Genomic DNA, 23,811 nt, shown 5'->3' on the forward strand with positions numbered 1-23,811 from the left:
TAAAGAGCCGCGGGCTTAATCTCTATTCCTTCTGTGCTTTAGCGCACAAATTTGCTCGCTTTTGTGGCGGGCTGCGCTCTTTTGCACGCAAATGTGGCGGGCATCTTAACTGGCAAGCAAATTGCTCTCGATAGGTTTCTGATTGATCTTGGACTCAAGGTTATCGTATATCAATATCTGATTCGGGACTGAACTATGAGTGATGCGTCGCACAGTTATCGCGAGCAGGGGGAGCTTGAGCTCACCTCTGTGTTAAAACGACTTTTTTACGGTACGTTGTTTTTTACGTGCCTTGCGTTAACTGGATTATCGCTACCAAGCGCTGCCCAATCTGCGCCAGAGGCGACCGCTAATACACCCGATGTGGTGTTTGCGACGGTTAAAGAGCGCGCCCAGGCTCTGGCTGACAAGCCTTACCAAAAGCCCGACCACAATGTGCCAGAGGCATTGGCTGCCATGAACTACGAGCAGTATCGCTCGATACACTTTCGCCGCGAGGCGGGCTTGTGGCAGCGAGACTCATTGTTTGAAGTTCAATTTTTTCACCCCGGCTTTTATTACAATGAGCCCGTAACAATTACCACTGTCGACAAAGCGGGAAGCAATACTCGTGTCCCGTTTAAGTCCGAATATTTTCGCTATGGCGATCAGGCCAAACCAGTGATGGATGCTGTGACGGAGGACCTTGGTTTTGCTGGTTTTCGCGTGCATTATCCACTCAATGAGGCAGATCGTAAAAGCGAGTTTGTGGTCTTTCAAGGTGCGACTTATTTTCGTTTAGTGGGCCCCGGTCAAGTGTATGGCTTGTCGGCTCGCGGTTTGGCGATCGATACAGCCGAGAGCAGTGGTGAAGAGTTTCCGGTATTTCGGGATTTTTGGTTGTTACAACCCGACAAAGAACAAACGACCATGACGGTAGTCGCGCTGATGGATAGCCCGTCTATCAGTGGTGCTTATCGCTTTACCTTAGCGCCCGGTGCGCCAACCGTCGTCGATGTGGATGCTGTCTTGTATCCTAGGACCGAGATCAACAAAGTTGGTGTGGCACCACTAACCAGTATGTTTCACCACGGTGAAAACAGTACCAACTACGTCGATGATATTCGCCCTGAGATACACGACTCGGATGGTTTACTGCTTAACAGCTCACAAGGCGACTGGATATGGCGGCCTCTGAGCAACCCCAAATCGCTGCGTGTGTCCTCGTTACAAGATACCAACCCCAAGGGGTTCGGTTTGTTACAGCGGGATCGGGAGTTCAACAGTTACCTTGACGCCGAGGCGCACTACTCGGACCGCCCCAGTTTATGGGTCACCCCTAAGGGCGAGTGGGGCGAGGGTCGGGTAGAATTGGTGGAGATTCCCACCAACTCCGAAACCAATGACAATATTGTCGCCTACTGGGTACCTAAGCAACCATTAGCGCCAAACACAGAGCACTTGTTTTCGTATCAGTTGCGTACCTTTGAAGAGCGCTTGCCGAGCCAAGGGTTGGCTCAGGTCGAGCGAACCCGTACTGGTTGGGCGGCGATCCCGGGACAAGAGGATGGCCCGCCGCGAACGCATCGCAAATTCGCTATTGATTTTACCGGCGGTGAATTAGACAACATCTCTACCGAGGCCAAGCTGAAGGCAAAAGTGAGCGCCATGGGCGGGGAGATCACACACATCGTCGTTGAGCCGCTGCCGGTTAAAGGAATGTGGCGTGTGGCGTTTACCCTGATTCCCGAAGGCGAAGGGCCTGCCGATATGCAGGTGTCATTAACAATGCGCGATCAACAGCTGAGTGAGGTATGGAGCTATGTCTGGTATCCCGACAGTGTGCAGTGAGGCATCAACCAAACAGCAGGAGTCATGTGTGCCAGCGAAACAAGCTGAAATTTCTATGTCGGGCATCCTAGGGCGTCGGGTGTTGTTTTTTAGTCTGGTGTTTATGCTCGGAGGGTTAGGCATCGGTATGATGTTTGAAATTCTTCGGCCCAATGGGGTAACCCTATTAGAGATAAGCTTGTTGCTGTTGTTTGGCATCACCTTTTTGTGGATTGTCTTTGCCTTTACCAGTGGCGCGATAGGGTTTGTGTTGCAGTTAATGCGGCTCGACCCACTTAGCTTGCGCCGGCAGTCCTCGGTGCCAAATCCCGAGCCCCGTGTTGCGACTCGCACAGCGGTTATTATGCCGGTGTACAACGAGGATACCGCCCGCGTTATTTCGGGTTTCGAAGTCAGCTTGCGCTCGCTTGAGGCTACCGGTCAGCTCGATGCTTTTGATTTTTACCTGCTGAGCGATACCCAAGACGCAGAGCTTGCCCGGGCCGAAGCCGGTGCTTGGCAGCAGCTTTGCCGGCGGTTAGGGCCGCTGGCGGCGCGCGTAAACTACCGTCGGCGAACGGATAATAGCGGCCGTAAAGTTGGCAATGTGAGCGATTTTTGTTGTCGCTGGGGGGATAAGTACGAGTCGATGATTGTCTTGGACGCCGATAGCGTGATGACCGGCGAGTGCATGCTGTCGCTGGTTCACGCTATTGAGCAAAACCCCAACGCTGCGCTGGTACAGACAGTGCCGATCCCCGTGCGGCAGCACACAATGTTCGGCCGGTTTTTACAGTTTGCGGCCGATTTATACAGCCCAATGTTGGCGACTGGTTTAGCCTTTTGGCAAACCGATACGGCCAACTATTGGGGGCATAACGCGATTATCCGGATTGAGCCCTTTATGCAACACTGCGGTTTACCCGAGCTAACCGGTCGCGGTCCTTTTGGTGGCGAAATCTTAAGCCACGATTTTGTCGAGGCGGCCTTATTGCGTCGCGCAGGTTGGAGCGTGGTGCTGTTGGCCGACCTCCGTGGTAGCTATGAAGAAGTACCCAGTAATCTGTTGGATTACGCGACGCGGGATCGCCGCTGGGTGCAGGGCAATATGCAACACTTGGCGTTGCTGACAGGTTCGCGATTGCACGGTGTTAGCCGCTTACACTTTTTGCTGGGGGCGGTGGCTTATGGCTCGTCCTTGTTGTGGCTAATGATGCTGGCGCTTAGCAGTATTGATGCGGTCGTCCGGGCGTTATCAAGCAATGTGTTTTTCACCGCGGGCTTTCAGATGTTTCCCAATTGGCCCATCGCTAAAACGGGTTTGATTTTTTCTCTGTTGAGTTTAACGGTGGCTCTGTTAATTCTTCCCAAAGTTTTTGGCGTGGTGATCGCGTTACAGCAAAGACGCGCCCAGTTCGGTGGCACGTTACGGCTTTTAATGGGCTCGCTGATTGAAACGGTGTTTGCTATTTTAATCGCACCATTAATGATGGTGTTTCACGCTTACTTTGTCGTATCCGTGTTAATTGGTCATAAGGTGAGCTGGAATGCTCAGGCGCGAGAGGGGCGTATGGTTCCTTGGGGCGAAGCTTTTGGGCACACATTTCCCGCCACCTTGGTCGCCATTATTTGGGGTGCCTTGACCTATGTGTTAACGCCGGTGTTTTTCTGGTGGATGACGCCGGTGCTGGCCGGGTTAGTGTTGGCGGCACCTATTGTGCGTTACAGCAGCAGCTTAGCTCTGGGTGAGTGGTTGCGAAACTTAGGTATTTTTATTGCACCCTCGGAGGCCCAAGAGCCTAAGGTGTTATCTGATTTAAGCGTTACGCTAAGCGGCCAAAACGAGGTATACCCAGATGTACCCGAGCCGGCATTGCCCGCTTCGCGCTGGCGGGATATGCCGATTCAGAGCTTTGCGAAATAACCGCTAGCTGGGGTACAAAGGCGCAAGGGGCGAGTTCGACGCGTCGCGCTTTTGTACGCGCAGCTTTTGAATCAAAGGCAGTAATTTACCCGGGTCAAACTCACTGTTATTAGGGCGGTAAATCGCTTGATCCAGTGCCCGTAACTGCCGCAATAGCTCTTCCTCATGCTCAGCGTTTGTAGCAAAGCCAGCGATTCGCTCAAGACGATTGATCGGCTGGGAATAGTGCATCTGGGCCCACCGCAAAAGTGCGCTGCGCAGTTCTGGTAAGTCGTGCTTTGCTCCCGCTTTTTTAATTGCTCGCCACAAATTGTGATCTTGTTTGTCGGACGATTTTATTTGTTGCGGCTGACTGCTCCGCGCGCGCAGATAGAGCGCTGTAACGATCACAAGCAGTATTAACGTGATCGCTTGTGAAATAATGAGATAGCGTGAAACGGCGCCATATTGATAGCCCGTGGCGGTTTGTGGGGCACCGCTTAATGATGTCGCTGTCGGCTTGGGCGGCGTTGCCGCCGCCGCAGGAGTATTGCCACCTACCGGCATTGCTGTTTTCGTTTGCGTTGCCGGTAAGCGGGCGGTTTCAAATTCACCGGTTGTGGTGTTAAACCACTTGAGCTCTATTGGCGGCAAGGTTTTACGGCCAGCCTCACTGGGCACCATGGCAATGGTGTCTGTGCGCTCACTGCTTAACCCCGTTTCAGAGCGACGCTCTTGGGTTTGAGGTTTGTCAGCGTAAGTACTAAACCCCGCTACATCGGGTGTTGCAATAGGCGGCAGTTGGCTTGGGTGTAAACCCTCGGCCTTTAAGGTAATGCTGCGTGTAATAGGTTCACCGGCGGTGAGCGATTCGGTATCGTGACTAAAATGCTGAGTCAAACTGATTGAACTGGCGGGTAGCCACGGTCCGTTACCATTGGTCGCCGGTATAGGTTTTACTTCAAGCTCGGTGGGTGAGCTGCGCCCGCGTCTAACATCGCCGCCACCAAAGCTGAGTATTGATTGGCGGCGTGAGCGCAAGCGCACTGCGTAATCGAGTGAGGGCAGGGTCAAGGTGCCGCTTTTTTGTGGGTAAAGAGCAAAGGTTAGCTCATAAACAGCATAGGGTGTACCGCCCACCTCGGTTACGTATTTATTCTCGGCAATTGCCTCAACTAGCGCGTCATCTAGTGTGAAGTCTTCTATTTCTTGGGCGTCAAAATTCTGTCTTGAATAAATCTTAGCGTTGAGTAGCACTTGTTCTTGAACATAGACACTGCTTTTATTCGGTTCGAGCGTCATAAAAAGCTCCGCACCGGCGGCCGCTGGGTTTTCTGGCGCATCACTGACGGAAATGGCGATAGACTCTGATTGGGCGCTTCCGGTGCGGATACTGGGAATAATTAGCTCGCCGCGGCGTTTAGGGGCAAGGGTTAAGGTCCACTCAAAAAACGCGTCGTGTTTGCCGTTGATATTGGTCGATCGCTGACTGCGATACGTTGAGAGTATTTCAAAGTCTTCTTGTACTGGCGAGAAATCAGGCTCGGAGTTCTGGCTGCCGCCGCGCAACCGAAACTTAACGTTCAGTTGATCGTTTATGTTGATTTGCGTGCGGTCCGCCTCGGCACTTAAGGTGGCGCTAGCCGCCTCAGCCGAAATGCTGATGCCGGCGACGCAGACGGCCAGTAGTACCAGCAGCCGCAAAAAGTTAGCGCTTAAAACCAGTGGTTGGGTCATAGTCTTACTTCTACTCATCGGTTGTTACCAGCGTTGTTCAGAGTTGCCAAACGTGTTCAGCTTTTTCTGTTGCCGATCCTGGCGTTGTTGGTTGTATTCATAGCGAAATTTATTGCGCAGCAGCCCAGACGGATCATCCGGTATTTGCCGTAGCCATTGTTCGGTAGCTTGGCGAGCCTCTTGCTCTTCAGGCGTCAGTGGTTGTGCCTGGGCCTCGATTTCTTGCTCACCTTCACCGTCTTCTCCAGTATTCTCGCCAGTGTTAGCGCCGGAGCTGGCGCTAGAGGTTTGTTGTTCGCTTTGCGCTTGATCTTGAGCGCTTTGTGAGTTGGCAGAGGACGATTGCCCGTCGCCGTTTTGTGTGTTTTGTTCGGCCTCGCCCTGAGACGGATCTGAGGAGGCTGCAGAGTTTTGCGGATCGGATTGCCCCGGCTTATCCTGTGGGTCTGAGGGCGAGCCGGATGAGGAGTTGGCTCCAGATTGAGAGTCAGCACTGCTGTTGTCACTCTCGCTATTTTGCTCGCTTTGCTGCTGATCCTGCTGCGAGTTTTGTGATTGTTGTTGCTCAGATTGTGACGAGTTTTGCCCGGATTGATCTTGTTGCTGCTGACTCTGTTGTTCTTGCTGTTTTTGTTGTTCTTTGAGCTGCTCTACGAGTGCCTTGTTGGCCTTGGCGTCGGTCATTTCCGGGTCTGCTTTTAGTGCTTGTTTGTAGGCAGTCAGTGCTTCGTCTAATTTACCAGCGCGGGCCAGAGCATTGCCCCGGTTGTAGTGGGCCAGTGGGCTGTCATACTGGGCAAAGCTGTTGGCGGCAGCCTCAAAGTTACCGGCGCGGTATTGCGCTGTACCTTTCCATAGCGGATCTTTAAACGCTTCGGCTGCGCTAGCGGTATCACCATCACTCAGTGCTTTGGCCCCGCGCTGGTCTGGCGTTAAAAAGGCCTTGTTTAAAATAGGGCTCTCTAACGCTTGTGCCTGTAAGGGAGGTGACTGGACGGCCAATAAAGGCAACATTAATATGGCCACAACCGTGCCGCGACGAAAGCTTAACAGTAATAGTGGCAGTAATAGCAGTACCAACCACGGACCGCGATCGAGCCATTGATCCATTTTTTGGTTGCGCGTGTTGTCATCCTTTGGCCGCTCTAAAAGACTGCCAGCAGGGTTTAGGTAGTCGATATCTTGCTGGTCGACGGTGTTGGTAATGTAACGTCCGCCGTTATTCTGCGCGAGTTTTTGCAATCGGGCGCTGCCTAAACGGGCGATCACCACATCGTTACTAGCATCGCGAACAAAACCACCGCGACCAGAGGGAATGGGGGCGCCAGCATCGGTGCCAACGCCCAAAATCAACAAACGAATACCGGTGTTTTTTAAAGTTTTGTTGATATTATGCGCTGCATCGGTTGTCACCTCATCTGTGACCAATAAAATGTGGCCGTGGTCGTAGCCGGCATCGCTAAACATTTTTAAGGCCCGCTGTATGGCTGCCTCTGGGCGGCTACCGGGGACAGGCATAATAGAGGGCGTTAACGTGGGCAACATGGATGCAATGGTTTTGGTGTCGTCAGTTAACGGGGTCACTAAATGGGCGTCGTCGCCGTATACGATGAGCGCGGTTTCACCTTCGTCGCGCGCTTTAAGTAGCTCGGCGACTTTTAGCCGGGCGCGCACTAATCGGCTCGGCTTAACATCCTTTACGACCATTGAGGGAGACAAGTCGAGGGCGATAATAAGGGCGTTGGCTTGGCGGTGTACCGGTGAGCTCTGGCGTTCCCACGCGGGCCCCGCTAATGCTAGGCAGGCAATCACTAATGCACTTGCGACGGCGATAACACCTAAACGCGACTGTTTTTTGCTAACCCCATCGATTAAATGAGTGAGCAACTCGGGGGCAATTAATTGCTGCCAGCGCGAGTGGTTGGCCCGCGTGCGCCACAGGACTGCGACAAGGATGCCAACAGGCACGATAAGCAGCAGTGCCCAAGGTCTTAAAAAATGAAACTCTGTTAGCCAGTTCATGAGTCTGCTCCCGCGGTTTGACGATGACTGGTGCGAGCGGCTGTCGTACCAAACGGAATAAAGCGCAGTGCGAGTAACAGGGTTAGTAGAAATGCCAATCCAAGCGGCCAAAAAAACAGTCGTTTACTGGGGCGTACTTTTAGCTCATCCAGCTCGATCGGCTCCAGTGCGTCGAGACGCTTGTGAATAAGCTCCAGCTCTTCGGTCGAACGGGCGCGAAAGTATTGCCCGCCGGTTAGCTCGGCGATCTCTTGCAAAGCTCCTTCATCTAAGTCTCGTGAGGGATTGTAGCGTCGCGGGCCAAAAGCGGTTTGCACGATTTGCTCTTCGGCGCCAAAGCCGATGGTGTAAATCTTTACGCCCATATCTCGCGCTTTTTGCGCGGCGTCCATGGGCTCTGTTTGGCCGGCGGTATTGGCACCATCGCTTAACAATATAATACGACGGCTGCCTTCGGGGCGATCTTTGAGTCGTTTAATAGCCAAACCCAGGGCATCACCAATGGCAGTAGCGGCGCCGGCAAAACCGATTTGTGCCTCTTGCAGGAGTTGGTTAACCGTTGCCGTGTCGTACGTCAGTGGCGCTTGTAGATAAGCTTGATCGGCAAATAGTATTAACCCTAAGCGGTCTCCTTGACGCTGCCGGGCAAAATCGCCAATCACCGCTTTAACAGCATCTAAGCGATTGTAGCTGCGGTTTTGAAACTGCATGCTAGTAACGCCGGGAGGCAGCATGTCTTTTTCATCCATACTTTTTGAAATGTCGACCGCTAGCATTAAGTCCCGACCGGTGTAAGGCAGGGATTTCGCTTCGCCTAACCAGCGCGGGTCAGCGGCGGCAAGCACGCAGAGCACCCAAATAAGCCATAGCAATAAATAGTTGGCGATATTTTTACGGCCGCCCTGAGAGCTTTGCCCCATGCCGTGTACCTGATTAAAAAACGGTACACGCAAAGCGGCATCATTTTGTGTCTTAGCGGGCACAAAGCGCATTAGCAATGGGGCGGGTAATAGGGCCAGTAGCCAGAGCCAGCCGAATTCAAACATGGGCGTGCTCCTGTGGTGTTACGTTGTTTTTGATTTTGTGCTGGCTTATCCAGCGCTTTGCCAGCGCGGTAACGGCTTTGTGGTCAACCTCGGGAGAGGGTTGATAGGCCGCCTCGCCCAATGCGCGTCCGCAACCTTCGCGAAACGCTGTTGAGTTTTTTGCCAACGATTGGTCCAGGTAGGCAAGCCAAGCTTGGCCGCTTAGGGTCCCGATTTTATAGTTTCGGTTGCGATGCAGCGCTACACGTTTAAGTATGCCGTTAACCGCTGCGATAAACTCGTTTGTGTTGAGTTTGCTATTGGCTAAAGCTTGCAGCTCAGTTTGCGCTTGCGTTACGTAGCGGCGCTGGCGTTTACGTTTTAACGCCCACAGGATCAGTGCGATAAGTAAAGCCACACCAATAAAAATCACCACCCACCAGCCTAGGGCCAGCGGCCACCAGGCAACGGGGTCGGGGGTGTGAATATCTTTTAATTGTGCCAGAGGATCGGTTGGGTTCATGGTGTGCGCTTGCTACTCGATTGTCGCTGTTGCCGGCCAAAACGTTGGCGTAGTCGCTCGACTGGGTCGTCACTGGTGCTAATGTCGATTACCTCCAGACCCAGACGCGCGGTAGTGTCACTAAGCTGTTGCTCGCGGCGTTGGTTGAGCTCGCGATACTGCCTTTGAAAACGCTTGTCGCCCACCGGCAGCTGTTGGCGATCGTGGCCGTTGGTAATAGTGAGCTGGCCGCTACCGCTGATGGCGTGCTCTAGTGGGTCGTGAGTGCGGATCAGGGTGATATCTAAATGTCGGTGCAAGTGAAACAATTGCTTTTCAGCCTCGGCGTCTAGATCGTGTAAATCACTGACAATAAATAGCGCTGAGCCGGGCTTGGCGATACGACGTGTGTCTTTAAGCATTTGCGCCAGAGTTAATGGCCCGCTACCAAGGGGGCTGGTTAATCGGTGATTAAACGATTGCAACAGTTGCAGTCCTGCCAGCACCGTGTGCTTGCTACGCTTAGGGCGTAGGTCGCGAAATTCTTGATCGTTAAAAACGAGTGCGCCAAGGCGGTCGCCCCCTTCGAGGGCGGCCCAACTTAGTAGGGCGCTGATGTGGCAGGCGAGTACCGATTTAAAACAGTTAACACTGCCAAAAAACATGTCGGGGCGCTGGTCGCAGAGGATGTACACGGGGCGCTCGCGCTCTTCGCTGTACAGCTTAGTGTGCGGGACCTGGGTGCGAGCGGTAACGCGCCAGTCAATTGCGCGAATATCGTCGCCGGCTTGATACAAACGAACTTCTTCAAAATCGACACCGCGGCCGCGAAACCGAGTACGCAGGCGGCCGCTTTGCATGCTGCGCGCCGGGCGACGGGCAAACAGGTTTAGCTCCCGCGCGGCAAATCGCGCGCGTAGCAAGTTGCCCATGTCGCAGTAAGCGCCTTGGGCTCGGCCTAGTGCGTTAATCGCTGGCTTATTGGCACCCATAAATAAACCTTAGGCAACTGGTACGCTGGCTAGCAGCTGATCGATGACATCGTTGGCTGTGGTGCCGGCGGCTTCTGCTTCAAAGCTCAAGATTAACCGGTGGCGCAGGCAGTCGTGAATTACCGCAGCAACGTCGTCGGGGCTAACGTAATCCTTACCGGCGAGCCAGGCGTGGGCACGGGCGCAGCGTTCTAGGGCGATGGTGCCCCGGGGGCTGGCGCCATATTCTAGTTGTCCTGCGAGAGTTTCACTGTAGTCCCCGGGGCGCCGGGTGGCGTTGATGAGCTGGACGATGTATTCCTCTACGGCATCGGTCAAATGTAGCGAGAGAATGTCACGTCGTGCGTTTAAAATAGTGTCTTGGCTAATCGGCGGTGGTGGTGTCGCTGCGGTGGCGCTGGCCTCGGCGCGGATAATCGCCAAGATTTTGCGCTCGGCGGCAATGTCGGGGTAATCAACATTGACGTGCAGTAAAAACCGGTCGAGCTGAGCCTCGGGGAGCGGGTAAGTCCCCTCTTGCTCAATGGGGTTTTGGGTGGCCATCACCATAAAAAGCGGTGGTAGCGGGTAGGTTTTGTTGCCCACGCTCACCTGGCGCTCGGCCATTGCTTCTAGCAGGGCTGACTGCACTTTTGCCGGTGCGCGGTTAATTTCATCGGCCAAAACTAGGTTGTGAAAGATCGGGCCGGCTTGGAATTCAAAGCTGCCGTGTTCGGGGCGGTAAATGTCGGTGCCTGTGACATCGGCCGGCAATAGGTCCGGAGTAAACTGGATACGATTAAAATCGCCTTCAATGGCGTCCGCCAGGGTTTTAATCGCCTTGGTTTTTGCCAGCCCCGGAGCGCCCTCAACCAATAAATGGCCATCGGCGAGTAGCGCGATCAATAGGCGCTGGACTAAGTGGGGTTGACCAACAATTTGATCGTTAAGCCAGTGGGTTAGGGCTTCGATGTGCTGTTGTGGCTGCATGGGATAAACCTTCGTTTATATTTTGTCAGTTTATGTGTGCGGTATAGAGCCGTTGCGGTTAGCCGCGCTAGCAAGTGGCCCTATAAACCCAGTTTTTGTACATAAAAAGACCAGTTGGGGTTGTGAACGATACGATGATAAGTGGCAGTGAGTCGCACTTTTGGCGTTCAAATCCGAATAACAGGCCGTAGACTCACAAATGTGGCGTCAGTTCCTTAAAATTCAAGGGAATTCTACGCTTATCAGCTTAATAAAGGTGCTAATGCAGCCCTTTATTTATTTAGCCAAATTTACTCACTCTTTTATACAAGTGAGCCGCGTGTTTGCTAAGGTATGAACACCAACTGAAAAACAGGAGTGATCAACCGCAATGAGCAACACTGATGTTTTTTCGAGTGCAAGCGACCAAGTTGTGCAAAAAGTCACCGATACGGTAGCGGCGCAGGCCAAGCCCGATCAAGCTGAAGCTTGTCGACAGTGGTGCCGGTTGTTTTTTAGGCATTTTCCGGGGGAGGATTTTGATGGGCGTCCTTTGGGCGATGTTTCCGCCTTAGTGAGTTGGATCTGGCAACAACTCACTTACACAGAGGCTTACCCCAATGTGCAAGTTTTTAACCCGCACCACGAGACGCACGGCTTTGATGGTGCTCACACAGTACTACTGGTGCATCAGCGGGACATGCCATTTTTGGTTGATTCAGTCAGGCTCGAATTAACCGCAAAAAATATCCCGATTTACAGTGTGAAAAGTACGCCGTTTGCGGCAGATCGCCGTGATGGATGGTTGCGTAACGTTGCGCCACTAAACAGTCAAGAAGCGCCCGCGGAGGCGTTGTTGTACTTTGAGATAGGCACGATTACCGATGCCGATGTGTTGCGGGAGCTGGAGCAGGCCCTGCGAGAGGTGCTGGGACAAGTCGTGCAGGTGGTGCGCGACTTTCCGAACTTAAAAGCGTGTGCGCAGCAAGTGGCCGATGAGCTCGATGGTGTCTTGGATGACAACCAGTTACATGGTGTTGCCGGGGCGCAGGAGTTTTTACGGTGGTTGATGGCCGACCACTTTACCTTTTTGGGCTACGCCGAGTTTGACCGGGTTGAACGTGATGGTCAGGAGGTATTACAAGAAAATACCGCGCGAAGGCTTGGGTTGTTTGACGATGGTGGGCCGCGCAAAGTAAAAACCTTTGACGGTTCAAGCCCTGGCGTGGAGCGGTTTTATTTGTCACCGTCGGTTATGGCGTTTAGTAAGTCGCCCGAGTTAAGCCGCGTGCACCGGCATGTTTACCCCGATTACGTTGTGGTGAAACGTTTTGATAACACAGGTGCAGTATGCGGTGAGGCGCGCTTTTTAGGTCTTTACACCTCTTCGGTTTACTACGACTCGCCTGAAAAAATCCCCTTGGTACGCGATAAAATCACCGAGCTGCGGGAACGAATTGGCCTAAACCCCTGGACCCACGAGGGTAAAGCGCTCGCACAAGTGATAGCGACCTACCCAAGAGACGAGCTGTTTCAGGCGAGCACCGCCGAGCTCTATGAAACCATCACGGGTATTTTAGCGATAGGGGAGCGCTATCAGGTGCGGGTGTTTGCGCGTGCGGACAGGTTCGGCAAGTTCTTAAGCTGTTTGGTTTATATCCCCCGAGACTTATTTTCAAGCGCAGTGAGAGAGCGTATCCAGACTTATATTGCCGAACAGATTGGCGCGTGTGATCAGCAGTTTAATACTTATTTCTCAGAGTCCGTATTAGCGCGTGTTCACCTGGTGTTTCGCCTGCCGAAAGATGACAGCGCTGAGTTTGACCTAGAGGCGATAGAGCGGGGTGTGGCTGCTGAGGTTCGATCTTGGGAGGATGATTTATATCAATCTTTGAAGGAGGTTTACGGGGAAGAGCGTGCCTGGCAACTGCAGCAAAAATACCGGCAAATTTTTGGCAATAGTTATCAGGAGTATTATGGCGGTGGTGATGCGGTTGCCGATATCGCAATATTAGAGGCGCTTACAGCAAACGATGAGCCTCTCGCTCTAGAGCTGCTGGACGGCGAAGAAGCGAAAACACTGCGGTTTAAATTATTTCACCGTGGGGATGCGGTCGCCTTATCGGATATTATTCCGTTAGTGGAAAATATGGGGTTACGGGTTATTGCCGAGCATCCGTTTCGCCTTAAACATCACACAGATGTAACGGTCTGGCTGCACGACTTTACCTTGCAACCTCGCCGCGGTGAGGTGGTGTTTAGCCAAGCTTTAGCCGAGCGTTTTAAAAATACGGTGGAGGCGCTGTGGTACGGTCGTGCCGACAACGATAGCTTTAATCGGTTAGTAATCGACGCCGGTTTAGATTGGCGCAGTGCTGATATGTTGCGTGCTTATGCCGCTTATCTGCGACAAACTTTAGTGAGCTATACGCTCGATTACGTTGTTGATGCCTTAGTCGCTCACTCAGATATTACGGCACAACTTTGTCGTTACTTTGCGATCAAGTTTGATCCGAATTGGCGAGCAGAGAACCAAGATGAGGAGAACCATAAAAACCGAGACGTGGCGTTAGAGGATTGCGAAGCCTCAATATTGGCGGCGCTCGATGATGTTGCCAATCTCAACGAAGACCGGATTATTCGTCACTACCTGAATTTATTGAAGGCGAGCTTGCGCTGTAACTTTTACCAAGGGCGTGAGCGGGATTATTTTGCGGTTAAACTCGCCTCGCGACGTCTGCCAGATATCCCCGAGCCCCGGCCTTTGTATGAAATATTCGTATACTCTAAGCGTTTTGAAGGGGTGCACTTGCGTGCTGGAAAGATCGCCCGCGGAGGGCTGCGCTGGTCCGATCGCTTGCAGGACTATCGCACCGAAGTGCTGGGACTGGTAAAAGCGCAGCAAGTTAAAAATGCGGTAATTGTGCCCAGCGGCGCCAAGGGCGGCTTTGTATGTAAGCAGGCAGCACAATTAAATCGCGATGACTTCTTAGCCGAGGGCATCGCCTGTTATAAGCAGTTTATCAATGCATTGCTGGATTTAACTGATAACTTAGTCGACGATAAAATCGCACCGCCTGAACAGCTGTTGCGTTATGACGAGGATGACCCATATCTAGTGGTTGCCGCCGACAAAGGCACGGCGAGTTTCTCGGATACCGCCAATGCTATCGCTCTTGAACACGGGTTTTGGTTGGGCGACGCATTCGCTTCCGGCGGGAGTCATGGATACGATCATAAGGCCATGGGGATTACCGCTCGCGGCGCTTGGGTGTCAGTGCAGCGACATTTTTTAGAACGTGACCTCGACGTTCAGAAAACCCCGTTTAGCGTGATCGGTATCGGTGATATGGGCGGTGACGTGTTTGGTAATGGCATGTTGTGCTCCGCGCAAACAAAGTTGTTGGCGGCGTTTAACCACTTGCATATTTTTATCGATCCAAGCCCTGATCCGGCGGCCAGTTATGCCGAGCGCGAGCGTTTATTTAAAATGCCACGCAGTAGTTGGGCTGATTACAATCGCGAACTTATAAGTGCCGGTGGCGGGGTGTTTGAGCGCAGCGCCAAGTCGATTTCGATTAGCGATGCAATGCAGGAGCGCTTTGCGTTGGAGGCCGATCAGCTGACGCCAGATGAACTTATTCATAAACTGCTGCAGGCACCTGTAGACCTTATTTGGAATGGCGGCATTGGCACCTACGTGAAAGCCCGTCAGGAGTCGCACGCGGATGTGGGAGATAAAACCTCCGATAGTTTACGTGTCAATGGTGAACAATTGCGCTGTAAAGTCTTTGCCGAGGGCGGCAATTTAGGGATGACTCAGCGTGGCCGGGTAGAGTTTTGTCGCAACGGTGGTGCTTGCAACACGGATTTTATCGACAACTCAGCTGGGGTCGATTGCTCTGACCATGAAGTTAATATCAAAATACTGCTGGCCGATTTACTGAAACGCGGAGAGCTGCAAGAGAGTAACCGCGATGAGTTGCTGGAGGCGATGACTGAAGAGGTGGCCGCCAGTGTGTTAGCTCATAATTATCAGCAAACGCAAGCCATTAGCTTGGCCGAAGGAGACGTGCTAGAGCGCAGCTCAGAATACCGCCGTTTTATTAATCATATGGAGAGCGAGGGAAAGCTTGATCGCACCTTGGAGTTTTTACCTAGTGATGAGGAGTTAATTGAACGGCATGGTAAAGAGCAGGGACTCACTCGGCCCGAGCTGTCGGTGCTTATCTCGTATGCCAAAGTGGATCTCAAAGAGCAGCTTGCGAGCTCTGTCATCGTCGATGAGCCAAGCGTCAAAAGGCTGTGTGCTGAGGCGTTTCCCGAGCGTTTGCGCAAACCTTATAAAGACGCTATTGAGCGTCATCGGTTGCGTCGTGAAATAATCGCGACGCAGCTGGCAAACGAGTTGGTCAATCGTCAGGGTTTTACGTTTGTACAGCGGTTGCGTGATGCCACTGGGGCCGATTCAGCTAAAGTGGCGAGTGCATACCGGGTCGCTCGCGAAGTCGAGCAATCGCCCCAGCGTTGGGCCGCTTTAGAGTCTCTTGATTATCGGGTGTCCGCCGAGATTCAAATGGCGTTAATGCAAGAGCTAATGCGTCGCGTCCGGCGAACCACTCGTTGGTTTTTACGCAATCGGTCGGGGGGCATCGACATTGGTGCAGATATAGAGTGCTTCGCGCAATCGGTGCAGGAGGTAAAGCCCATGCTGGCCCAAGGCATGGCCGATACAACAAAGGCGTCTTGGCATGAACGGATTGGGTTTTTTACTGCGGCGGGCGTTTCTGAATCGCTGGCTCAGGAGACGGTATCGGCGGGGTATTTATACGCGGGTCTAGGGGTCGTGGAGGTTGCGCGTGGGTGTAACCGGGCGCTGGCATTAGTGGCGCGGGTCTACACGGCTCTGATTGAGACATTAGAGTTGGATGGGTTTGCTCGTCAATTGAGCAGCGTCAGAGTGGATAACTATTGGCAAGCGTTAGCCCGTGAAGCTTATATGGATGATTTGGAGTCTGAGTTGCGTCGAATGACGGAGATTTTAGCTCGCGAGTGTGACCCCGCAGCGGATGCTGAAGCTGGGGCGGTGGCTGTAGAGCGCTGGTGCGAGAAGCACCGTGCCGCTATTGATCGTTGGGCCTTGATGGCCGGCCATGTTCGTGCATCGCAAACGGCTGACTATGCGATGTTTTCAGTCGCGTTGCGGGAGTTAACTGATTTGGCACGAATCGCAGAGTCAAGGTTAGATTAAACGCAGTAAAAGCAAGGATGCCATAAGCACTTTGGGAGGCTATGGTTTGCCTAATAATGTGTTTCAAGGTCGTGGAGTATCAACTGGTGACTTAACAAGCTGATGTTACGGCTCGCCTTTTGGTGGCGAGCTGTAGTAGGCACTATTTACTTGTGATGGTAAAACCGCGTACGAAATCTCTTACAAGTATTTCAGTGATGTCTTCATTGCGTCACTATTGAGTGAAAACTAACCTGTAAGTGCGCAGGAAATGCATACTACTCAAAATAAGGAGATTCCTATGAAGCGTTTATTCTGTAGCTTTCTAATTGCCATTACCTCTGTTGTATTCTCACCGCTAGCGGTTATTGCGGCCGAACCAGATACTGCGGCAAGTACCGTCGCTCCGATAAATATTAATACAGCGGATGCCCAACAGTTGACGGCGTTAAACGGTGTGGGAGAGGCAAAAGCCGAGGCCATTATTGCGTGGCGTGAGGAGAACGGGCCTTTTGAAAAGGTCGATCAGCTGCTTGAGGTCAACGGTATTGGAGAGGCCACTCTAAGTGATATTCGTAAACGGGTTGTTTTGTAGCCAAACAACATGGCGACCTTAGACCATGCGCTGGACTCTAGAGCTCACCGCATGGTCTTTTTGTGTTGTGTGTTTAATAACCCGTCTTTTTGCGTCATCGCGCCCATTTAATTTTTTGCCTCGGCGGTTATGCAAAACGGTTTTTGTACGTAGTCTTTCCCCTATCTAGTTCGTGGTTGCTGCGAAGTCATCGGAAGTTTGTTTTAATATCGCCCTGACCGGCGTCTTGCCGGTGATAGTGCTAAACGGGGGAGATATGTCAGTATCAGGAATGGGCACCAGCCAACCATCATCGCCACAGCCGCGTATCGTCGTGGCAATGGATTACCACAATGCAGACGATTGCCTGCGGGTGGCGCATCAATTGTCACCTCAGTTGTGCCGGCTAAAGGTGGGTAAAGAGTTGTTTACTGCGTGTGGGCCGCAATTGGTTGAGCAGTTAATGACGCTTGGCTTTGATGTGTTTCTCGATCTTAAATTTCACGATATCCCTAACACTACGGCAAAAGCGGTACGAGCTGCGGCTGAGTTGGGCGTGTGGATGGTGAATGTTCATGTTAGTGGCGGTCGGCGCATGATGCTGGCGGCGCGCGAAGCGCTTGAGGGGTTGCAGTCACCGCCGTTATTGATTGGCGTGACGGTACTGACGAGTATGGATGCCGATGATCTAGCGGGGGTCGGTGTTCAACGCTCACCAGAGCAACAGGTGCTGTATTTGGCTGACCTGGCTAAACAAGCCGGGCTCGATGGTGTGGTGTGTTCTGCGCGCGAGGCCCATGCCTTGAAGCAAGCCTGCGGCAAAGATTTTACCTTAGTCACCCCCGGCATTCGGCCGGTGTCCGCCGAGCAGGGCGATCAGCGCCGGATAATGACGCCCGCGGAGGCCATAACGGCCGGCAGTGATTACCTTGTGATCGGTCGTCCTATCACTCAAGCCGCAGACCCTATGTTGGCGTGCCGCGAAATCCTAGCGGACATTGATGGGGCTTGCGACCATGTGCAGTGATAGCAACAGCACGATAGTGACCGTTGATGGCCCTTCCGGGGCGGGAAAAGGCACCTTAAGCCAATTGCTGGCTCAGCGCTTAGGCTACCGGCTGTTGGATAGCGGCGCCTTGTATCGCCTGGTTGCCCTCGCTTCAATCAATAAGGCCATCTCGGTTGAAAACGCGTCGGCTTTGCGTGATTGCGCGAGCACTTTGGACGTCGAGTTTGCGCCCGCCGATGACGGTGTGACGGTCATCCTTGAGGGACGGGATGTCACTGCCGCCATTCGCCAAGAGCACGTGAGTATGCGCGCCTCGGTAGTGGCGGCGGTTGATGCGGTGCGCACCGCTTTGCTTCAGCGTCAGCGCGACTTTGCGGTCGCACCGGGGTTGGTCGCCGATGGCCGCGATATGGGCACGACCGTTTTTCCTGCGGCGCAACACAAATTTTATTTAACCGCCAGTGCCGAAGCGCGCGCCCAGCGTCGTTATCAACAATTGCTTGGGCGAGGTGAGTCGGTCGACTTAGCGGCCTTAGTGGCCGATATTCAGGCGCGCGATCAGCGCGATCAGTCTCGTGCGACGTCCCCGTTGCGACCTGCACAGGACGCGCACATTGTGGATAGCACAGAGATGAGTATCGCCCAGGTACTTGAACATATGATCGACATCATTAGCGTTTAGTCTGAGCGCGCTAATTATATTTACCGTAACTCACCATGTTGGTGCGAAAGCTGCTTTAGCTGCTACGTGGCGGCGGTGAGTAATGGCAACCCAGCGCCACAAGGAGGCATCGGCTCGTAGCGATGGTAAATTTGGTGCATGTTTTCGAATTTTTTACATTTATGCCTCACGGTGGCGCTGCGCTTAAAGGCTGGTGTCGCCCAGATAAATAATTGATCACGCAAAGTATGGAGTCGGCAGTGAGTTCACAAAAACTGACATGTTTTAAAGCCTATGATATCCGCGGCAAGCTCGGAGAAGAGTTGAACGAAGATATCGCTTATCGTATTGGCCGCGCGTATGGCCAGTTTCTTAAGCCGCAAACCGTTGTTGTGGGTGGCGACGTGCGCGAAACCAGTGAGTCGCTAAAGGCCGCCGTAGGTAATGGCCTTAGGGATGAGGGCGTCGACGTTGTCGATATCGGCATGGTGGGTACCGAAGAGGTGTATTTTGCCACCAGTCACCTTAATGCAAGCGGCGGGATTGAGGTGACCGCGAGTCACAACCCCATCGATTACAATGGTATGAAGCCAATTCGCGAAAACTCAAAACCGATCAGCGGTGATACTGGCTTGTTGGATATTAAAAAGCTGGCGGAAGAGGGTGAGTTTGCGCCGGTTGACTCGGCGAGCCGAGGCAAACTGATAAAGCAAAGCACCTTAGATGCTTATGTTGAGCATTTGCTTGGGTATGTCGACGTCGACCAACTAAAGCCTTTTAAAATAGTGGTGAATGCCGGTAATGGCGCCGCCGGTCATGTGATCGATGCACTTGAATCGCACCTGCCTTTTGAGTTTATTAAAGTTCATCATGAACCCGATCCAACCTTTCCCAATGGTATTCCCAATCCGCTTTTGGTAGAAAACCGCGGCCCAACCCGAGACGCTGTGTTGGCCCACGGTGCCAACCTGGGTATCGCTTGGGATGGTGATTTTGATCGCTGCTTTTTCTTTGATGAAAAAGGCGAGTTTATCGAAGGCTACTACTTGGTAGGGCTATTGGCCGAGGCGTTTTTAACCAAAGAGTCTGGTGGCAAGGTGGTGCATGATCCGCGCTTAACGTGGAATACGATTGATATCGCCGAGCAATGTGGCGGTAAAGCCATTCAATCTAAGACCGGCCACGCCTTTATCAAAGAGCGGATGCGCAAAGAGGACGCTATTTATGGCGGGGAGATGAGCGCGCACCACTATTTTCGAGACTTCTTTTACTGCGATAGCGGCATGATTCCCTGGTTGCTGGTGACTGAGCTGATGTGCCGCAAAAATGCGACGCTGTCATCCATGATGGAAGCGTGTATTGCGCGTTTTCCGTCGCCTGGGGAGATAAACCGCGAAGTCGCCGATGCCAAAGTCGCAATCGCCAAAGTGCGTGATCACTTTCAGGCTGATGCTCTGGAGATTGATGAGACCGACGGCGTGAGTATGATTTTTGCCAACTGGCGTTTCAATTTGCGGATGTCGAACACTGAGCCAGTGGTGCGTTTGAACGTGGAAAGTCGCGCTGACCGAGAGTTGATGCAAGCGAAAACTGACGAGATTGTCGCCTTGCTCGATAGTTGAGCTGGTTTTAGTGAAAGCGAACCCGATTTCTGATTGTTGAAGAAGGAGTAGAGGATGCAAGTCAAAAAAGCGGTAATTCCGGTCGCCGGGCTGGGCACGCGTATGCTGCCTGCGACGAAAGCAATTCCTAAGGAGATGCTGCCAGTTGTCGATAAGCCTTTGATCCAGTATGTCGTCGATGAGGCCGCTGCTGCGGGTATTAAAGAGATTGTGTTGGTGACGCACGCCTCAAAAAACTCTATCGAGAACCACTTTGATACCAGCTTTGAGTTGGAAGCACAGCTTGAGGCGCGTTTAAAGCGCTCGCTGCTTGAGCAGGTAAAATCCATAACCCCGCCTGGTTTGACAGTCATTTCGGTGCGCCAATCGGAGGCGAAAGGGCTAGGGCATGCCATTTTGTGCGCCAAACCGGTCATCGGTGATGAGCCTTTTGCGGTACTGCTGCCCGATGTGTTGGTCGACAGCTATGAGTGCAACCCTAAGCGTGACAATCTGGCCGGAATGGTCCGCCGGTTTGATGAAACCAGCGCCAGCCAGATCTTGGTTGAAGGGGTGCCTTGGGAGTGGGTTTATAAGTACGGCGTCGTTGACTGTGGCGGCGCGGCTATTGGCGCTGGCAACAGCCACAAAATTAGTGCCATGGTCGAGAAACCGCCTGCCGATGAGGCGCCCTCTAACTTGGCGATTGTTGGGCGCTATATTTTATCGGCTGCCACCTGGGAGTTGCTTGAACGCACGCAGCCCGGTGCCGGCGGCGAGATCCAGTTGACTGACGCGCTGGATAAACTTCTCGAGCGGGAGACGGTTGAAGCCTACGAATTAGTGGGAAAAAGTCACGATTGCGGCAGTAAAACCGGCTATGCCATTGCCAATATTGCCTATGCTACGCGCAATAGCGAAGTGGGAGAGGGCGTTAAAGAGTACATTCGCGCCACCTACTGTAGTTAGCCGTAGCGTAAATTGCACCGTCCAGCCGCGCTGGGCGGTGCTTTGCGTGAAATCATACCTTAAATATTGCTTGCCAAAACACGGTCTCTCTGCTAGCCTGCCCGACCTGCTGATACCCATAGCAAATTTATGTGGGACAGTGGTAGTAAGTCGCTACTCGCCAGTGTTAAGGGCGGCTTGCGTTAATCATTCATCAACCCGTACGTCTGGCCTTACGGTTTGCTGTAAGAGCGTCGATTTTTAGACCGCTCGCAGCGTCTTTTATAGGTAATTTTGTGACCATGAGCGAAAGTTTTGCTGAGTTATTTGAAGAGAGCTTAAAAACAGTCGATATGGTGCCCGGCACCATCGTTACCGGTGTGGTAATTGATATCGATAAAGATTGGGTAACTGTACACGCCGGACTTAAGTCTGAAGGTGTTATCCCAGCTAGCCAGTTCATCGATGAAAACGGTGAAGTTAAGCTGGAAGTTGGCGATGAAGTACAAGTTGCACTGGAAACCGTAGAAGACGGTTTCGGTGAGACCCGCCTGTCTCGTGAGAAAGCCAAGCGCGCTGAAGCTTGGAAAGTGCTGGAAGCGGCGCACTCTGCAGACGAAGTGGTTAAAGGTGTTATTAACGGTAAGGTTAAAGGTGGTTTCACCGTTGACGTTGCTGGTATCCGTGCTTTCTTGCCAGGTTCGTTGGTTGACGTACGTCCTGTGCGTGAAACCGCTCACCTAGAAAACAAAGAGCTGGATTTTAAAGTTATTAAGCTCGACCAAAAGCGCAATAACGTTGTGGTATCTCGCCGCGCGGTATTGGAGCAAGCTAACTCAGCTGAGCGTGAAGAACTGCTGGCAACTCTGCAAGAAGGCATGGTTGTTAAGGGTATCGTTAAAAACCTGACCGACTACGGCGCGTTCGTAGATCTGGGCGGTGTTGACGGCCTGTTGCACATCACCGATATGGCCTGGAAGCGTATCAAGCACCCAAGCGAAATCGTTAACGTTGGCGACGAGATCGACGTTAAAGTGCTGAAGTTTGACCGTGAGCGCAACCGCGTATCACTGGGTCTGAAGCAATTGGGTGAAGATCCATGGTTGCAAATTACCGGCCGTTACCCTGAAGGCGCCCGCGTTAAAGCGGTTGTGACCAACCTGACTGACTACGGTTGTTTTGCCGAGCTGGAAGAGGGTGTTGAAGGTCTGGTTCACGTATCTGAAATGGATTGGACCAACAAGAATATCCATCCTTCTAAGGTTGTGAACGTAGGTGACGAGATCGAAGTAATGATTCTCGACATTGATGAAGAGCGTCGTCGTATTTCTCTGGGCGTTAAACAGTGCCAAGAGAACCCTTGGGATGCATTTGCCCGCACTTGCGCCAAAGGTGAGAAAATCACCGGTAAGATCAAGTCAATCACCGACTTTGGTATCTTCATCGGCTTGGATGGCGGCATCGACGGTCTGGTTCACTTGTCTGACATCTCTTGGCACGAAGCCGGCGAAGAAGCCGTGCGTAAGTACAAGAAAGGCGACGAGATCGAAACCGTTGTATTGGCTATCGATCCAGAGCGTGAGCGTATCTCGCTGGGTATCAAGCAGTTAGAAGCTGATCCGTTCTCAGAGTATGTTGCCGAGAACGATAAAGGTACTGTTGTTAAAGGTATCGTTAAAGAAGTTGAAGCAAAAGCAGCCGTTATTACTCTGGCTGACGACGTAGAAGCTGTACTGAAGGCCTCTGAGTTGTCTCGCGAGAAGGTTGAAGATGCGCGCAATGTGCTGAAAGAAGGTGAAGAAGTCGAAGCTAAGATTATTAGTGTTGACCGCAAAAACCGCTCTATCAGCTTGTCCGTTAAGTCTAAGGACGTTGCCGAAGAGAAAGCTTCGATTAAAGAGCACTCTAGCAAGCAAGCCGAGCAAGCTGCTCCGGCCACTACCTTGGGTGATCTGATCAAGGCACAGATGGACGCGAAAGACTAAGTCTATTTGTGATGATAAAAAAGGCCGACCTTGTGTCGGCCTTTTTTATGCCTGTTATTTGGTGTTTAAGTACAGTTGTTTATTCCGGATAATAGATAAAGATCAATAACTTACCTTCTGTTCATAATCCGTCCATCAAGTATTGCGTCCGCTCTGATGTCGTTATAAGCTAAGTTCTGGTCGCGCCGAGCGATCACGCCTGAACAACAACGTACACGAGAGCAGGCTATGACTAAATCTGAATTGATTGAATATATCGCTGAAAAGCAAGATCATTTACCGGTTCGGGATGTCGAACTCGCGGTAAAGTTGCTTTTGGACTATATGTCGGAAATGCTGGCGGATGGCGAGCGGATAGAGATTCGTGGCTTTGGCAGCTTTTCACTGCATTATCGCGCACCGCGTATGGGGCGAAACCCTAAAACCGGCGATGCGGTAGAGCTTGAAGGAAAGTTTGTACCACACTTTAAACCGGGTAAAGAGATGCGCGATCGCGTTAATGAAAGTATTCAACCCTAATTTACGTACCCCTTTTTGTAACTTCACACGCCCAGAGAGGTTTTTATGAGGCGCATTGGCAGATGGATCTACGTGCTGGTTTTGTTGGCTGCGCTTATATTGGGGTTTGTCTTTAACTCTGAGAATGCCTCTGAAGTGACAGTAACGCTGCTGGGAAATGTTTTACCAGCCCTCAGGTTAGGTATTTGGCTGTTGATATTCACCCTGGTTGGCCTGCTAATAGGCTTTGCTCTGAACCTAATCCCATCAATGGCTACCCGACGCTCACTTTCTGCTGCACGCAGGCGCAACGAAAAGCTTGAGCAGGAAATTCATGCGTTGAGAAGTCAAAGTCTGCGGAATTAAA

At 52.2% G+C, this 23,811-nt stretch carries 17 protein-coding genes; 11 read left to right on the top strand and 6 right to left on the bottom strand.

All coding sequences use genetic code 11. From position 1 onward, the window contains the following. Positions 1-195: 195 nt before the first annotated feature. Both AACY82_RS01620 and mdoH read left to right on the top strand, forming a co-directional pair. Positions 196-1,830: a glucan biosynthesis protein G gene (locus AACY82_RS01620; protein ID WP_339615013.1), complete on the top strand. Its 1,635-nt coding sequence runs from the start codon at positions 196-198 to the stop codon at positions 1,828-1,830. Between the two features lie 28 nt (positions 1,831-1,858). Beyond that, positions 1,859-3,733, top strand: a complete 1,875-nt coding sequence (gene mdoH / locus AACY82_RS01625; protein WP_339615014.1) for a glucans biosynthesis glucosyltransferase MdoH — start codon at positions 1,859-1,861, stop codon at positions 3,731-3,733. Between the two features lie 3 nt (positions 3,734-3,736). On the opposite strand, the gene AACY82_RS01630 is transcribed toward mdoH, so the two are convergent. The 6 genes from AACY82_RS01630 to AACY82_RS01655 are packed head-to-tail and all read right to left on the bottom strand — an operon-like array spanning position 3,737 to position 10,959. Further along, positions 3,737-5,449: a BatD family protein gene (locus AACY82_RS01630; RefSeq protein ID WP_339615015.1), complete on the bottom strand. Its 1,713-nt coding sequence runs from the start codon at positions 5,447-5,449 to the stop codon at positions 3,737-3,739. A gap of 24 nt (positions 5,450-5,473) precedes the next feature. Then, positions 5,474-7,471, bottom strand: coding sequence for a VWA domain-containing protein (locus AACY82_RS01635; protein WP_339615016.1), 1,998 nt, complete (start codon positions 7,469-7,471; stop codon positions 5,474-5,476). Next, on the bottom strand, positions 7,468-8,517 hold the full coding sequence (locus AACY82_RS01640) for a VWA domain-containing protein (RefSeq protein ID WP_339615017.1): 1,050 nt from the start codon (positions 8,515-8,517) through the stop codon (positions 7,468-7,470). Before AACY82_RS01640 ends, AACY82_RS01635 begins: the two co-directional genes overlap by 4 nt. Then, on the bottom strand, positions 8,510-9,019 hold the full coding sequence (locus tag AACY82_RS01645) for a DUF4381 domain-containing protein (RefSeq protein WP_339615018.1): 510 nt from the start codon (positions 9,017-9,019) through the stop codon (positions 8,510-8,512). The genes AACY82_RS01640 and AACY82_RS01645 overlap by 8 nt, the downstream gene beginning before the upstream one ends. Next, the gene (locus AACY82_RS01650; protein WP_339615019.1) at positions 9,016-9,990 is read right to left on the bottom strand and encodes a DUF58 domain-containing protein; all 975 of its coding nucleotides are present in this window, start codon (positions 9,988-9,990) and stop codon (positions 9,016-9,018) included. The genes AACY82_RS01645 and AACY82_RS01650 overlap by 4 nt, the downstream gene beginning before the upstream one ends. Before the next feature lie 9 nt (positions 9,991-9,999). Then, positions 10,000-10,959, bottom strand: coding sequence for a MoxR family ATPase (locus AACY82_RS01655; protein WP_339615020.1), 960 nt, complete (start codon positions 10,957-10,959; stop codon positions 10,000-10,002). A 370-nt stretch (positions 10,960-11,329) separates the two neighbouring features. Here AACY82_RS01655 and AACY82_RS01660 point away from each other — a divergent pair, with 370 nt between their 5' ends. From AACY82_RS01660 to AACY82_RS01700, 9 genes are all read left to right on the top strand, one after another. Then, complete coding sequence (locus tag AACY82_RS01660; protein WP_339615021.1) at positions 11,330-16,189, top strand: NAD-glutamate dehydrogenase; 4,860 nt, start codon at positions 11,330-11,332, stop codon at positions 16,187-16,189. Between the two features lie 280 nt (positions 16,190-16,469). Further along, complete coding sequence (locus tag AACY82_RS01665; RefSeq protein WP_339615022.1) at positions 16,470-16,763, top strand: ComEA family DNA-binding protein; 294 nt, start codon at positions 16,470-16,472, stop codon at positions 16,761-16,763. A gap of 256 nt (positions 16,764-17,019) precedes the next feature. Further along, a complete protein-coding gene (gene pyrF, locus AACY82_RS01670; protein WP_339615023.1) occupies positions 17,020-17,769 on the top strand; it encodes an orotidine-5'-phosphate decarboxylase in 750 nt (249 codons plus the stop codon). Next, positions 17,759-18,433: a (d)CMP kinase gene (gene cmk / locus AACY82_RS01675; protein WP_339615024.1), complete on the top strand. Its 675-nt coding sequence runs from the start codon at positions 17,759-17,761 to the stop codon at positions 18,431-18,433. The genes pyrF and cmk overlap by 11 nt, the downstream gene beginning before the upstream one ends. A gap of 239 nt (positions 18,434-18,672) precedes the next feature. Continuing rightward, positions 18,673-20,034: a phosphomannomutase CpsG gene (locus tag AACY82_RS01680; protein WP_339615025.1), complete on the top strand. Its 1,362-nt coding sequence runs from the start codon at positions 18,673-18,675 to the stop codon at positions 20,032-20,034. 54 nt (positions 20,035-20,088) lie between these two features. After that, positions 20,089-20,982, top strand: coding sequence for a UTP--glucose-1-phosphate uridylyltransferase GalU (gene galU, locus AACY82_RS01685; RefSeq protein WP_339615026.1), 894 nt, complete (start codon positions 20,089-20,091; stop codon positions 20,980-20,982). Between the two features lie 281 nt (positions 20,983-21,263). Beyond that, on the top strand, positions 21,264-22,946 hold the full coding sequence (gene rpsA / locus AACY82_RS01690; protein WP_339615027.1) for a 30S ribosomal protein S1: 1,683 nt from the start codon (positions 21,264-21,266) through the stop codon (positions 22,944-22,946). A 228-nt stretch (positions 22,947-23,174) separates the two neighbouring features. Next, positions 23,175-23,465: an integration host factor subunit beta gene (gene ihfB, locus AACY82_RS01695; protein ID WP_339615028.1), complete on the top strand. Its 291-nt coding sequence runs from the start codon at positions 23,175-23,177 to the stop codon at positions 23,463-23,465. 45 nt (positions 23,466-23,510) lie between these two features. Continuing rightward, entirely contained in the window at positions 23,511-23,810 is a 300-nt protein-coding gene (locus tag AACY82_RS01700) for a lipopolysaccharide assembly protein LapA domain-containing protein (RefSeq protein WP_339615029.1), read from the top strand. The last annotated feature ends 1 nt before the right edge of the window (position 23,811 follow it).

The organism is uncultured Gilvimarinus sp. (assembly GCF_963972205.1).
GTDB lineage: Bacteria > Pseudomonadota > Gammaproteobacteria > Pseudomonadales > Cellvibrionaceae > Gilvimarinus > Gilvimarinus japonicus.

Excerpts from the sequence above, each read along its gene's own strand:
- AACY82_RS01620 (WP_339615013.1), top strand. The coding sequence starts at position 196 with ATGAGTGATGCGTCGCACAGTTATCGCGAGCAGGGGGAGCTTGAGCTC.
- AACY82_RS01630 (WP_339615015.1), bottom strand. The coding sequence starts at position 5,449 with ATGACCCAACCACTGGTTTTAAGCGCTAACTTTTTGCGGCTGCTGGTA.
- AACY82_RS01635 (WP_339615016.1), bottom strand. The coding sequence starts at position 7,471 with ATGAACTGGCTAACAGAGTTTCATTTTTTAAGACCTTGGGCACTGCTG.
- AACY82_RS01640 (WP_339615017.1), bottom strand. The coding sequence starts at position 8,517 with ATGTTTGAATTCGGCTGGCTCTGGCTACTGGCCCTATTACCCGCCCCA.
- AACY82_RS01645 (WP_339615018.1), bottom strand. The coding sequence starts at position 9,019 with ATGAACCCAACCGATCCTCTGGCACAATTAAAAGATATTCACACCCCC.
- AACY82_RS01650 (WP_339615019.1), bottom strand. The coding sequence starts at position 9,990 with ATGGGTGCCAATAAGCCAGCGATTAACGCACTAGGCCGAGCCCAAGGC.
- AACY82_RS01655 (WP_339615020.1), bottom strand. The coding sequence starts at position 10,959 with ATGCAGCCACAACAGCACATCGAAGCCCTAACCCACTGGCTTAACGAT.
- AACY82_RS01660 (WP_339615021.1), top strand. The coding sequence starts at position 11,330 with ATGAGCAACACTGATGTTTTTTCGAGTGCAAGCGACCAAGTTGTGCAA.
- AACY82_RS01665 (WP_339615022.1), top strand. The coding sequence starts at position 16,470 with ATGAAGCGTTTATTCTGTAGCTTTCTAATTGCCATTACCTCTGTTGTA.
- pyrF (WP_339615023.1), top strand. The coding sequence starts at position 17,020 with ATGTCAGTATCAGGAATGGGCACCAGCCAACCATCATCGCCACAGCCG.
- cmk (WP_339615024.1), top strand. The coding sequence starts at position 17,759 with ATGTGCAGTGATAGCAACAGCACGATAGTGACCGTTGATGGCCCTTCC.
- galU (WP_339615026.1), top strand. The coding sequence starts at position 20,089 with ATGCAAGTCAAAAAAGCGGTAATTCCGGTCGCCGGGCTGGGCACGCGT.
- rpsA (WP_339615027.1), top strand. The coding sequence starts at position 21,264 with ATGAGCGAAAGTTTTGCTGAGTTATTTGAAGAGAGCTTAAAAACAGTC.
- ihfB (WP_339615028.1), top strand. The coding sequence starts at position 23,175 with ATGACTAAATCTGAATTGATTGAATATATCGCTGAAAAGCAAGATCAT.
- AACY82_RS01700 (WP_339615029.1), top strand. The coding sequence starts at position 23,511 with ATGAGGCGCATTGGCAGATGGATCTACGTGCTGGTTTTGTTGGCTGCG.